This is a genomic window from Paenibacillus gorillae (assembly GCF_000513275.1).
Taxonomy (GTDB): domain Bacteria; phylum Bacillota; class Bacilli; order Paenibacillales; family Paenibacillaceae; genus Pristimantibacillus; species Pristimantibacillus gorillae.
On record NZ_CBVJ010000050.1, the window covers coordinates 1 to 12748 of the forward strand.

Genomic DNA, 12748 nt, shown 5'->3' on the forward strand with positions numbered 1-12748 from the left:
CTAAATAGTGAATCAAAGCTCGCTGCATATCATTTTTGTTGGACGACATTATTTCACTGGCGTTATTCAACTGATTAGTGTGGAAGCCTCGCCTGCCCTTTCTCACTTGATGAGTTCGTCTTGTTTTTGTTTGATTTATTGGTTGGTCTTGCGGCATTTAGAGAAGCGGAGCGTCTTGAGTTCAGGATGACTTTGTGCAGATTCTGTCCATTTACCCTGAGGGTAAATGGAATCAAGCATGGCAGCATGAACCAAGACGCGCAGCGGATCATCCCATATATAAAAAAGCTGCCGAAAAAATCTCGACAGCCGAACTATAACAAAATTTTATTTGCTTCGAACCTCAAAAATCGCAAACTTTAAATAATGGCCTTCACTAACGCCCAGAAGCTGCGGATGGTCTTTGCCCGCCGCGCGCCATTCAACCAGTCTCAGCAGCTTGCCGGCATCGGATGCAGCCTCTTGGATCGTCTCAAGAAACAGATCGGGGCGCATATGGTATGAGCAGCTGGCTGTTACCAAATACCCGCCCTCGTTTACGAGCTTCAAACCGTGAAGGTTGATGTCCTTGTAGCCCCGGCAAGCGCCAGGCACGGCGCTTTTCGTCTTAGCAAACGCCGGCGGATCGAGAATGACAACGTCCCATGTACGGCCGTTCCCGCTGATCGGCTTCGATGTATCCGCTCCAGCCCGGCTCCGCTCCGCTTTTTCCTCCAGCCCTTTCACCTGCGTACGCAAGTACTCGAAAGCGTCAGCTACGACAAATTCGACACGGTCCGTAAATCCGTTGCGCTCCATATTTCTTTGCGCGGTATCGATTGCATGCTGAGATACGTCCAGACAAGTTACGCGCTTCGCTCCGTATTTGCAGGCATGCAGAGTAAAACTGCCGGTATGTGCAAAGCATTCCAGCACCGTAGCACCGTCCCAGTAAGGGAATGTCACTTCTTTGCCATTTGCGTTGACTGGTACAGAGCGGAACTGTCCGTCCTCTTCCTCTTGCCGCTGCAAATGAATGCCGCTTCGCGCACCCCAGCCCGTCATTAACGGCTTAATTGAAGCGCGGTTTTCGCGCTGATCATAGAAGTAGCCTGTTTTTTGCCCTTCAACGATATCAACCTCCAGCTTCAAGCCATTTTCCTCGATCTCGATGATCGGCGGGCACTCGCCATAAAGCACACCCGTACGCTGCTCCAGACCTTCCAGCTGCCTCACACCTACATCGCTGCGCTCGTAGATACCCTTCGGCTGAAACACATCAATAAGCGCTTCAATTAAGGCTTCGCGTCTCATATCCATGCCCAGCGTCAGCAATTGAACGACCAGCACATCGTTGAACCGGTCCACGGTTAATCCCGGCAAAAAGTCAGCTTCGCCGTATACCAGTCTGCAATCGCGATCCGGCACAAACCGGCTGCGATGATCTGCGCACTGCTGCAGCCGCTCGCGGAAGAAGGCCGCATCCATCTCCTCCAAAGGCTTGTACGATACGACACGGACAGTAATCTGCGATTGCGGATTATAATAGCCCGAAGCCAGAAACTTTCCTTTATGAGAGACGACGTCGACGATGCCGCCCGGAGCCGCATCGCCCTCTACTCGTTCAATTTCATTGGCATAAATCCATGGATGACCCAGCTCCAGCCGGTTTTTACGGCCGCGCTGCAGCCAAATCTTTGCTTTGTTTTCGCTCACTTCATTCATTCTTCCTCTCTCAGTTCCGCTGCGCCGTTAGTAGAGAGAGCGCAACGCCGCCTCCAGTAGCTGGCGCTTGTCATGCCTGTCCATATAAAGGCATATGTATAGATACTAAAAAGCAATGCTGTCTAAAGGAGCACAAGCCGATGTTAATTGCAATTGCGCTTCCGATGGCGCTTGGTTTCGCCATTTTTCTTAGCGGCATGAAACTGATGGAGCTTGCGCTTCATCAGCTTGCCGGACCGCATTTGAACCGGGTGCTGCACCGTTCGACCGCAACCCCGCTGCACGGACTCGCCGTCGGCACCGCAACGACCGCCTTCTTGCAGAGCAGCACCGCCGTTACCGTCATTGCCATCGGGCTCGTAAATGCCGGGCTGCTCACTTTTCCGCGAACGCTTGGCATTATACTGGGTACAAACATCGGCACCTGCCTGACAACCGAATTGATCGGCCTCAGCTTGAACAAGCTGGCGTTTCCGCTGCTGGCCGTTTCTCTAATCGTATGGCTGACCACTGTGCCGCTTACCGAATTCCGGGCAGCTTCCTTACGGAGCAAGACCCTGCACAAGCTGGCAATCCTCCGCTCCAGCTCCGTCGCACTCGGCGGCTTCAGTATGCTGCTGGCCGGGATAGCTGTCATGCAGACGGTTGGCCCGGACGTACAGCAAAGCAGCATATTCAACTGGTTTTTGGATAAATCGCAAACCAGCCTATGGTGGGGACTTGCCGCTGGCGCCCTGCTGACTGCTGTCGTCCATAGCAGCGCAGCCGTCATCGGCATTATCATGGGCTTCGCCAGCATCGGTGCAATGCCGCTTGAGCTTGGCGTCGCTGTCGTACTAGGCGCGAATGTCGGCACTTGCGTTACCGCTTTGCTCGCCTCAATCGGCGGCTCCAAAAGCGGCCAACTCGTCGCTTGGTCCCATGTTGCTTTGAATGCAGGCGGCGCCTTGCTGTTCATGCCATTTATCGGCGAGCTTGCCGCTGCGTCGGGATGGCTTGCTCATTCGCCCGCGAGTCAAATCGCCCATTCGCAAACGTTGTTCAACATCGCAAGCTCGCTTATCGCGCTGCCCTTATGCTATTTGCCAGTCTTTCGAAGGCTTCAGGCAGCCTAATCCGTTTTCAAGCCTAGAAGCTGCAGCGCGCCGGACAAAATCCGGTTATTGTTGTCATAACCGGATTGCTTCTGGCGTCGCCAAGCGTCCATCGGCTCGAACCAGTCAACGCCGCGAATTTCTTCTACCTGCGCTTGAAGTGAACCTCCGACCGCTTCCACCAAATAATAATGAACTTCTTTGTCGACCGTCCCTTTTGAGTCGTCATGGTACTGGTATTTGATTTGATCGATCGGTTTCACTATGACGCCAGTCAAACCGGTCTCCTCCGCAATTTCCCGAAGGGCGGTCTGTTCAACCGTCTCGCCTGGTTCCATTTTCCCTTTAGGAAGCGATACTTTCCCGTAACGATCCTGTATGAGCTGAATTTGCAGCTCTCCCGCTTCCGTGCGGCGGTAGACGACGCCGCCTGCAGAAATTTCCTTCACGACCGCTTCCCCCTCGCCTGCTCGACATTTTATGCTCTATGCAACAACGAGGCTCCCTCGTCCAGCCGAATATCGGCTGGGCCGGAAACCTCGCTATCCTTATTTACACCAAACTACCGCACTGAGCTATGCCCGCAACGCTTCCGGATGTCCGAAATTGTTCAAGCCGCTCTCATCCAGCACACGAATCAGCTGGCCGCGGTTTTCATTAACGCCTGCTTCCGTAATTTTGACACGGCAGAGCTTCCCGATTAGCGACTCGTCGCCATCGAAAACAACCTGCAAATAATTATCGGAATAGCCCATAACGAGCCCTGTTCCAGGCGCTCCTTTATAGTCGCGTTCAGGAATAATATCGAGCACCGTGCCGACATACTGCTGCGCATACTGAAGCTGCATTTTCTCAGACAGATCAATCAGCTTATGAACGCGCTCGTTCTTCACTTCTTCGTCGACCTGATCCTCCATTCTTGCAGCAGGCGTACCTGTCCGCTTCGAATAAGGGAAAACGTGCATTTCGGAGAAGCCTACGGCCTCCATAAATTTATAGCCCTCTTCGAACATTTCATCCGTCTCCCCAGGGAAGCCGACGATAACGTCCGTTGTAATGGCAACGCCCGGCATCGCCTCGCGAATCCGCTGCAGCTTCGAAGCGAATTCCTCAGTCGTATATTTACGGCGCATCCGCTTAAGCACCGAGGTTTCCCCCGCTTGCAGCGGAATGTGAAGATGACGGCACATTTTGGACGAACGTTTCAAGACGTCGATCATCGCATCGTCAATCTGGCTCGCTTCGATCGAGCTGATCCGGATTCTTTCGAGACCGTCCACCTTGTCAAGATCCCATAACAAATCAGTCAAACGGTAATTTTCCATGTCATCGCCATAACCGCCTGTATGAATGCCCGTCAGTACGATTTCTTTGTAGCCGGAAGCAACGAGCTGCTTCGCTTGCTCGATGACACTTTGCGGCTCACGGCTGCGTGACAAGCCCCGCGACCAAGGGATAATACAGAAGGTGCAGAAATTGTTGCAGCCTTCTTGAATTTTCAGAAAAGCACGGGTACGCTCTGAGAAATCAGGCACGTCCAGCTCTTCGAATTGGCGCGTTTTCATAATGTTGCGAACAGCATTCACAGGTGTCCTGTCGGCATGAATCTGATCGACAAACGAAATAATTTTCTCGCGATCCTGTGTTCCGATGACAAGATCCACGCCCGGAATCGCCATAATCTCAGCAGGCGACGTTTGTGCATAGCATCCCGTTACCGCAATGACAGCGTTCGGATTGCGCCGTACGGCGCGGCGAATAATCTGACGGCTCTTCTTGTCGCCAGTATTCGTTACTGTACATGTATTGACCAAATAAACGTCGGCGGTCGCTTCAAAATCAACCTGCTCATAGCCTTCGTTTTTAAATAGCTGCCAAATGGCCTCTGTGTCGTAAAAGTTAACTTTGCATCCTAAGGTGTAAAATGCTACCGATGGCATAATCGCTTACGCTCCTCCCATTTCTCCGGCTTCGTACAGCAAGCAGGTCAAGCCCACGATGCCTGCGGTTTCGGTCCGCAATATCCGTTTGCCCAAACCGACGACGACCGCTCCGGCCGCCTCCGCCCCGTTTGCTTCTGCTTCCGTAAAGCCGCCTTCGGGACCAACGACGATGAGCAGCTTGGGCTCGGCGGGCAGTTGCCCTCCAGAAGCCTGCTTCCATTCCAGCAGCGCATCCCTTATGCCTTTGCCCTCTGCTCCGTCGCCTTCCCGTTCATAACAAAACAACGTTAAATCATAATTCGATATCGAATCAATCAGCTCGCGCCAGCTGCGTACAGCTTCAATCGCCGGCACCCGGCAGCGGTGCGACTGCTCCGCTGCCTCCTTGGCGATTTTGCTCCAGCGTTCCAGACGCTTCGCTTCTTTTTTGCCGTCATACTGCACGATCATCCGCTCGGACTGAAACGGCGCAAACGAATAAGCGCCGATCTCGGTTCCTTTTTGAATGACGAGCTCCATTTTATCGCCCTTGGGCAAGCTTTGCGCGATCGTTACCGACCATACAGGCTCGCTGTCCATCGGCAGCTCCTCCACGATCCGGGCCGTAACCTCGGTCGCACTAGCCTCCACGACAGCCGCAAGCGCAACGCGTGACTGCCCGTCACTGACGATAAACTTCTGGTCTTCCTTCATCCGCATGACACGAACCACATGAAAGGCGTCTTCGCCCAACAAGCGTACGGTAGAGCCGTCGAACTGCTCCGCGGCTACAAAATATCGCTGCATACAATCATCCTTCATCATAGCATGTTTTAACGGTTAAAATCCATGAATCATTAATAGAAGATCGGCCGGATAATACTTGCAAAAAAATCGATCAATGGACTAATCATGCCTAGAACCGGGTCAAGCGTCACTTTTCTTAAAGGCGGAATAAATACGATAAGCAAGAAAAAGAATACGCCCCACTGGACATTTTGATCCATTTTATAACGAACCTTTAGCGGAACAAGATCTTGAATGATCCGGTAGCCGTCCAGTGGCGGCAGCGGAATCAAGTTGAACACAAACAGCAAGAAATTGAGGCTAATCAAATAGCCTAAAAAAGTAGTAAGGGCAAGACTTACACCTCTGGAACTGTTGGCCAGAACACCTGATGAATCAAGTGCATATAAAATCACCAATCCGATAATGCCGATTACAAGGTTGCTGAGCGGCCCGACAGCCGACACCACTACGCCCATCAAGCGCGGATGCTTGAACCGGTTCTGGTTGACCGGCACAGGCTTCGCCCAGCCGAATCCGGCAATCAGAATTAGAATCGCTCCCAGCCAATCGATATGTACCCGCGGATTCAACGTAACGCGGCCGGCATCATAAGCCGTATTGTCACCAAATTTGTAGGCGCTGTAGGCATGAGCGAATTCATGCACAGTGAACGCGATAATCAGAACAAGTGCAACAAACGGCAGGTCTTGTATTGGATAAGCGAGAATGCTATCCCAGTTCATTTACTCACCTCGGCTTTCGTACGACGAATGCAATCCAGTCCTCGTCACGGTGTTTATGCTCAATCTCAAATCCGGAGCCAATGAGACCTTGTTCTACATCTGTCTCTTTATTTTTAAAGATACCAGATGCGATATAAATACCGCCTGGCTTAAGCGCTGCGTATACATCGTCGGTGAAGAGCAAAATAATATCCGCCAAAATATTAGCGACGATGAGGTCGACCGGCAGCGATACGGACGTTTGCCGAGCTTCGCTTTCATTGGCCTCAAACACCACTTTCCCGCCCAAAACGCCCATCAGATCGCTTTCAATCACTTCGATCGTATCCGACAATCCGTTCAAACGGACATTTTCTGCCGCACTGGTGACCGCCACCGGGTCCAAATCAAGCGCAAGTACACGCTTCGCTCCCAGTTTGATCGCTCCAATAGCCAAGATACCGGAACCCGTACCAACGTCGATAATCTCTTCGCCGCCTTGAATGACCGATTCAAGCGTCTTCAAGCAGAGGGACGTTGTTGGATGTGTACCCGTGCCAAACGCCATGCCAGGGTCCAGCTCGATAATCTTTTCGTCAGGGCCCGCTTCGTATTGCTCCCATGTTGGCTTAATCGTCAGCGTATCGGATACGCGGATCGGTTTGAAATATTGCTTCCACGCATTCGCCCAGTCTTCTTCGTCAACAAGCTTGGAGCTGATCTCATAATCGCCGGGATCGATGCCAAACTCCCGCAGCTGATCAATCCGAGGTCTCAGCGCCTTCTCCAGCTCATCCCCGTTGACGCCTTCAACGAAGTAGCCTTTGATGACAGCATGGCCTTCCGGTATATCGTTAAGCGGAGTTTCATACCATTGTCCGAGCGAGGTGTCGCGCTGTTTGTTCAGCGTTCCCGATTCTTCAATGGATACGCCGCCAGCGTCCATTTCATGCAGGAAGTTCGAGATCATCTCGATCACCTGCTCTGTTGTCGAAATTGTAATTTCATGCCATTTCATTTCATTACCCTCCAGTGTGAAAAACTAACATCTATTGTACACTAATCGGCATGCTTGCACAAAAAGGGATTGCAGCGCCTATGCAATGGTTGTGCTACAATATTGTCTAATTGCTGGAAAAAGTGCGGGCCTCTTCTCATCCCGCCCCATTACGCAGCATTCAGGAGGGCTAACCGATATGTCACCCCGCAACGTCATTAAGGATCAAATACTTCGCGACGAGCGCAAGCGGCAGCTGCTGAACGCAGCTATGCATGTGATCGCCAGGCGGGGACTTCCCGCAACTAAAATCGCCGATATCGCAGCAACCGCCGGCATCAGTGTGGGCAACGTCTATAAATCCTTTAGCTCCAAGGATGAAATTTTCCGCGCTCTTGTAGAAAGCGGTCAGCAGGAATACCGCGAGTTTGTTGAAGAAGCGCTAGCTCTTCCCTCCTCTCCGTATGACAAACTGTATTGGTATACGAGCAGGTGGCTGACGTATAGCAATGGCTGGGCCATCACCGTTATATTGCAGTACGCCCGGACGTCCGAGGCGGTACCCGAAGAATTGACCAAAGCGGTAAGCGAAAGGTTCATCGACAATTTGCGCCCCATGGCCGCTATTATAACGGAGGGCCAGCACTTGGGCATTTTCAAAGCTGGAGACAGTATGGAGCTTGCCCTGATGTATGTATCGATGATGGAAGGACTTATTCTGCACGACATCCCTGGCATTCGGGAAATCGCCAGTCTGACACCTGAAAAGATGATGGCCATGCTGTTAAAATAATGATTGACTATTAATGGCAATTACTGCTATCATGCTTACATAGTGAATAATTATTCATCGTTAGCCTACCGGAAGGCCGGAGGCGCATAACGACTACTTTGATAAAAAGAGTTGTTATGCTTTTTTTATGCCTTTTAAACCAACTTAACCGATCAGAATAATAAAAAACTGACGAACAGGATGTGCATAATGAAGCTGTTTTGGTTCATTCCGACATACGGAGACGGACGCTACCTCGGCACCGGCATCGGGTCGAGAACGACATCCCCCGCTTATTATCGGCAAATCGCCGTTGCAGCGGATGATCTTGGTTATGATGGCGTTCTGCTGCCGACAGGCCGCTCATGTGACGACCCATGGGTTACCGCTTCGGCGCTGATACCCGTTACTAAAAGACTGAAATTCCTCATTGCCGTTCGGCCAGGCCTCATGTCCCCGACACTGGCTGCCCGAATGGCAGCCAGCTTCGACCGCAGCTCTGGGGGAAGGCTCCTCATAAACGTGGTAGCGGGAGGTGATCCTGTCGAACTGGAGGCGGATGGGCTTTTCCTTAATCATGACGAGCGATATGAGCTTACAGATGAATTCATGACAATTTGGCGCCGGCTGCTGCAGCAAGAGAAGGTTACGCTGAACGGCAAGCATCTCCGGGTCGCTGAGGCCGTAAATTTATTGCCAGCACTGCAGCAGCCTCACCCTCCCGTATATTTCGGAGGCTCCTCGCCGGCTGCTATCGGCGTTGCCGCGAAGCATGCTGACTGTTACTTAACCTGGGGTGAACCGCCGGAGCAAATCAAGCAAAAAATGGCTCTCGTTAAAGAAGAAGCGGCAGCAGCTGGACGTACGGTGACATTCGGCATCCGGCTGCATATCATCGTTCGGGAGACAGCGGAGGAAGCTTGGACAGCGGCCGACAGGCTGATCCGGCACTTGGATGATGAAACGATCGCCAAAGCACAGCAAGTCTATGCCCGGATGGATTCCCACGGCCAGCAGCGCATGACGGCCACCCACAACGGAAGCCGCAGCAGCCTGGAGATTGCACCCAACCTTTGGGCTGGTATCGGCCTTGTGCGCGGCGGTGCAGGCACAGCACTTGTCGGAGATCCCGATACGGTGGCTGAACGGCTGCACGAATACCGTGAGCTCGGCATCGACACTTTCATTTTATCCGGGTATCCGCATTTAGAAGAATCGTACAGAGTCGCTGAGCTGTTATTTCCTAAGCTTCGCTCCACGGCAGGAGAAGGTTCACCAGACGCTGTCGCAGAAGGTCAAAGCGGTGAAATGATCGCATACAGCTATAAGCCTGGGAACCATCGTTAGGCGGAGGAGGAGCTCCACATGAAAAAAATTTATAGCCCCGCGCTTTCTGCACTATCGGTATTGCTCGTTCTGCTTCTCTGGTGGCTGATTACAAGCAGGCATTGGGTCAATCCGCTATTCGTCCCTTCTCCGGGTAAAGTGTGGGCGGCCTTCATCCAGATCTTCCATGACGGGTATAAAGGCACTTCCCTACTCCATCACCTGCTATCCAGCCTCTACCGTCTCGGGTGTGCCTTCGCGTTGGCGCTAGCAACGGCAATTCCGCTTGGCCTTATAAGCGGATCATCGTCTGTCATCCGGGCGCTTCTCGACCCTTTCATCGAATTTTACAGGCCGCTGCCGCCGCTAGCCTACTACACCATCCTTGTGCTATGGCTGGGCATCGGTGACTCTTCCAAAATCTTTTTGCTTTACCTGGCGGCATTCGCACCTCTGTATATCGCCGTCGTCGCAGGCGTACGCCGCGTGCCGCTGGACCGCATTCATGCAGCGAGATCGCTTGGCGCTAACCGGCGCAAGCTATTCGTCTATATTTTTCTCCCATCCGCGCTTCCGGAAAATTTTTCACCGGCATTCGAACTGCGATCGGTGTCAGCTATACGACGCTTGTCGCCGCTGAGATGGTGGCGGCCATTTCCGGAATCGGTTGGATGGTGCTCGATGCGAGCAAGTTTTTAAGAAGCGATATTATATTTGCCGGGATCATTCTTATGGGCCTCATCGCCATTGCCATCGACTCTGTGATCCGCTGGATGGAACGGCGATGGGTTCCATGGGGCGGCAAAGAATAGACAGGCGACAATAATAAATAGGAGTGGAACTAAACTATGAGATCGAAACACCGGAATTTTACCGTTTTATCCATCATTCTAATTACATTTGCAAGCATGCTTGCCGGGTGCGGGGCTGATAAAAGCAACAATACGCCGGCAAAAGAAACAGCCCCTGCCGCTGCTTCGCCTTCTCCGGCTGCGGAGACTGTAAAACCGGCAGAAGCTGCTCCTGTACAGCCTAAAGAAGTGAAAATCGGCTTTCAAATCATTCCCAACGCTGAGCTTCTTGTGAAAGCGCAAGGGCTGGTCGAGAAGAAGTTTCCCGACGTGAAAGTAACCTGGCTGCAATTCGATTCCGGCCGGGACGTTAACACAGCCATCGCATCCGGCGGCATCGATCTCGGACTGGCAGGCTCTGTTCCCGTTGCTATTGGACTCGCAAGCCAACTGCCGTATCAAGTGTATTTTCTGCATGATGTCATCGGCGACAACGAAGCTCTGGCTGTCCGAAACAGCTCGAACATAGCAGGTGTCAAGGATTTGGCAGGCAAAAAAATCGCCGTTCCATTCGGCTCGACGACCCACTTCAGCTTGCTAGCCGCCTTAAAACAAGAAAGCGTAGATCCAAAATCGGTTACCATTCTCGATCTGCAGCCTCCTGATATTGTAGCGGCATGGCAGCGCAATGACATCGACGGCGCCTTCGTCTGGCAGCCTTCGCTGGCGAAGCTCGTCGCCGATGACGGCAAGATTATCATCTCTGCCAAAGCGCTCGCTGAGAAGGGCAGCATTACGGCAGATGTCGGCGTCGTACGCAGCGAATTTGCCAAGCAATACCCGCAATTTCTGAAAGACTATGTTGGTTTGCTAGACGAGGCAGTGCAGCTGTACCGTTCGAACCCGAACGAAGCGGCCAAATCACTTGCTCCGCTGCTTAGCCAGCCGGAAGCCGATACGCTCTCGCAAATGAATGAGCTCGTATGGCTCTTGTCTTCCGAGCAATCGGCAGAAAGCTATTTGGGCTCGGGAACGCGTGTCAGCGGGTTTGCGCAGGTGCTTCAAGCGACAGGCGAGTTTCTCGTCGAGCAGCAGACGATACCTTCCGCACCTGATGCGGCTGTCTATCAGCAGGGTATCTACAACGAAGCGCTGACAGGCAAGTAACCATAACGCCAATAACGAAAGGAGCTCTTGCGAATGATAGAAGCGGCAATTGATGATGAGATTTGGAAGTCCGGGGAGCCATGTGAAGAATCCTCCAGGGATGCCGTTGCCTTAAATAGCGTCTCCCTTCGTTACGGCAACGGTAAAGCGGCTGGCAGCCCCACGGATGTATTGGGCTCTGTGCAGCTTCATATTAGAGAGGGCGAGTTTGTTTGCATTCTTGGACCGTCGGGCTGCGGCAAAACTTCGTTGTTAAAGCTTGTCGCTGGCTATGAGAAGCCTACAGAAGGCGAAGTGAAGCTGTATGACCAGCCGCATCCCGGTCCGAACCCGAAGGTGGGCGTCGTCTTCCAGCATGCCAATCTATTTCCTTGGCTGTCCGTAAACCGGAATGTACAATTCGGGCTAAAAATGCTCGGTTTAAAACGGGCCGAACGGAGCCACATAGCCGCTGAAACCTTGAATCAGGTCGGCTTGAGCGCTGCCGCGTCCCTGCTGCCGCATCAGTTGTCGGGAGGGATGAAGCAGCGCGCCGCGATTGCCCGTGCGCTAGCGGCCAATCCGGCACTGCTGCTCATGGATGAGCCGTTTGCCGCACTAGACGCCATTACACGGGAATCGCTGCAATACTTGCTTCGCAAGCTATGGTTAGAGACCGGTAAAACGATTGTATTCATCACGCATGATGTCGAGGAAGCGCTGCTGTTAGGCTCCCGGTTAATCGTAATGAAAGGCGGTCCTGGCCGCATCGAAATCGATATGCCGAATCGTCTTAACCGGGCGTCCGAGCCGTTTGCATTTGCCCGCCAGCATTTGCGCTATGGAGAGACACGAGAGCAGCTGCTCAAGGCTCTTCGCCCTGCTGGTCAGAGCTGGCAGGATTGAGCGGCATGCATAGCAGTCAACCAAACAAAACAGGGCAGTTCGAAGGTCGTCATCGACCTTCGAACTGCCCTGTTCTGGTTTGTGCAGCCGGATATTAACCGATCATTTCCGTTGATCCGCCGATCTGCTCAATTAAATGAACGGCACGGTCAACGACATTTGCATCCACCGTAGCCGTCAGCCATCCGCTTTCATGCAGACCGTTAATTTCAAACGCGCGCAGCGCCTGCAGTTTATGCAGCGCCTCTTGCGCCGCTTCCGGCCCAGAGAAGTTCGCCCGGATTTCGATCTGGTTCATGCCAAAATCCTACTCTTGCTGCTGTTCGTGCGCACGCTGATCCGCTTGAGCGGCACGTTGCGCGGCTTTGCGGTCAGCTTCGTCAGCCAATTCTTCAGAAAACTCTACATCCTCGTTTTCACCGATCGGCAAGTTTGCGAAGTTTTGCTTCTCCAGCTCGTTTTGCTCGTTGTTCTGTGGCATGATTGGAAGCTCCTTTGGTTTATAGATTCATTGGATAGAAACCAACCCGTCTAGCTTTTACATCATTCATCCTAATTATTCGTTCTCATCCCGTCATA

The 12748-nt window shown here is 52.5% G+C and carries 15 protein-coding genes; 7 read left to right on the forward strand and 8 right to left on the reverse strand.

Annotated elements, in window-relative coordinates; all coding sequences use genetic code 11:
- Positions 1-327 precede the first annotated feature (327 nt).
- On the reverse strand, positions 328-1695 hold the full coding sequence (locus tag TY10_RS09495; protein ID WP_420329392.1) for a class I SAM-dependent rRNA methyltransferase: 1368 nt from the start codon (positions 1693-1695) through the stop codon (positions 328-330).
- 149 nt (positions 1696-1844) lie between these two features.
- Between TY10_RS09495 and TY10_RS09500 the strand changes: the two genes are divergently transcribed.
- Positions 1845-2819, forward strand: a complete 975-nt coding sequence (locus TY10_RS09500; RefSeq protein WP_042162784.1) for a Na/Pi cotransporter family protein — start codon at positions 1845-1847, stop codon at positions 2817-2819.
- Here TY10_RS09500 and TY10_RS09505 read toward each other — a convergent pair.
- The 5 genes from TY10_RS09505 to prmA form a co-directional block, all read right to left on the reverse strand.
- On the reverse strand, positions 2816-3247 hold the full coding sequence (locus tag TY10_RS09505) for an NUDIX hydrolase (protein WP_042162785.1): 432 nt from the start codon (positions 3245-3247) through the stop codon (positions 2816-2818). The two genes, TY10_RS09500 and TY10_RS09505, sit on opposite strands and share 4 nt — an antisense overlap.
- Positions 3248-3373: 126 nt before the next feature.
- Positions 3374-4738 (reverse strand): tRNA (N(6)-L-threonylcarbamoyladenosine(37)-C(2))-methylthiotransferase MtaB, encoded by a 1365-nt coding sequence (mtaB, locus tag TY10_RS09510; RefSeq protein WP_042162786.1) that lies wholly within the window; start codon positions 4736-4738, stop codon positions 3374-3376.
- A gap of 6 nt (positions 4739-4744) precedes the next feature.
- Positions 4745-5527 (reverse strand): RsmE family RNA methyltransferase, encoded by a 783-nt coding sequence (locus TY10_RS09515; RefSeq protein WP_042162787.1) that lies wholly within the window; start codon positions 5525-5527, stop codon positions 4745-4747.
- Between the two features lie 50 nt (positions 5528-5577).
- On the reverse strand, positions 5578-6252 hold the full coding sequence (locus tag TY10_RS09520; protein ID WP_042162789.1) for a site-2 protease family protein: 675 nt from the start codon (positions 6250-6252) through the stop codon (positions 5578-5580).
- A gap of 4 nt (positions 6253-6256) precedes the next feature.
- Positions 6257-7249 (reverse strand): 50S ribosomal protein L11 methyltransferase, encoded by a 993-nt coding sequence (gene prmA, locus TY10_RS09525; protein ID WP_042162790.1) that lies wholly within the window; start codon positions 7247-7249, stop codon positions 6257-6259.
- 178 nt (positions 7250-7427) lie between these two features.
- On the opposite strand from prmA, the gene TY10_RS09530 reads away from it, so the two are divergent.
- From TY10_RS09530 to TY10_RS09550, 6 genes are all read left to right on the forward strand, one after another.
- Positions 7428-8021, forward strand: coding sequence for a TetR/AcrR family transcriptional regulator (locus TY10_RS09530; RefSeq protein WP_042162791.1), 594 nt, complete (start codon positions 7428-7430; stop codon positions 8019-8021).
- Positions 8022-8210: 189 nt separating this feature from the next.
- On the forward strand, positions 8211-9347 hold the full coding sequence (gene ssuD, locus TY10_RS09535) for an FMNH2-dependent alkanesulfonate monooxygenase (protein ID WP_042162792.1): 1137 nt from the start codon (positions 8211-8213) through the stop codon (positions 9345-9347).
- 18 nt (positions 9348-9365) lie between these two features.
- Positions 9366-10025 (forward strand): ABC transporter permease subunit, encoded by a 660-nt coding sequence (locus TY10_RS09540; RefSeq protein WP_238327521.1) that lies wholly within the window; start codon positions 9366-9368, stop codon positions 10023-10025.
- Positions 9932-10138, forward strand: coding sequence for a hypothetical protein (locus TY10_RS32215; RefSeq protein WP_337588341.1), 207 nt, complete (start codon positions 9932-9934; stop codon positions 10136-10138). The genes TY10_RS09540 and TY10_RS32215 overlap by 94 nt, the downstream gene beginning before the upstream one ends.
- A 36-nt stretch (positions 10139-10174) precedes the next feature.
- A complete protein-coding gene (locus TY10_RS09545) occupies positions 10175-11284 on the forward strand; it encodes a taurine ABC transporter substrate-binding protein (RefSeq protein WP_042162793.1) in 1110 nt (369 codons plus the stop codon).
- 33 nt (positions 11285-11317) lie between these two features.
- Positions 11318-12169: an ABC transporter ATP-binding protein gene (locus TY10_RS09550; protein ID WP_081735181.1), complete on the forward strand. Its 852-nt coding sequence runs from the start codon at positions 11318-11320 to the stop codon at positions 12167-12169.
- A gap of 94 nt (positions 12170-12263) precedes the next feature.
- Here the strand turns inward: TY10_RS09550 and TY10_RS09555 are convergent, their stop codons facing one another.
- Positions 12264-12467 (reverse strand): hypothetical protein, encoded by a 204-nt coding sequence (locus TY10_RS09555; RefSeq protein WP_042162794.1) that lies wholly within the window; start codon positions 12465-12467, stop codon positions 12264-12266.
- A 9-nt stretch (positions 12468-12476) separates the two neighbouring features.
- The gene (locus TY10_RS29720) at positions 12477-12650 is read right to left on the reverse strand and encodes a YfhD family protein (RefSeq protein ID WP_081735182.1); all 174 of its coding nucleotides are present in this window, start codon (positions 12648-12650) and stop codon (positions 12477-12479) included.
- Positions 12651-12748 lie beyond the last annotated feature (98 nt).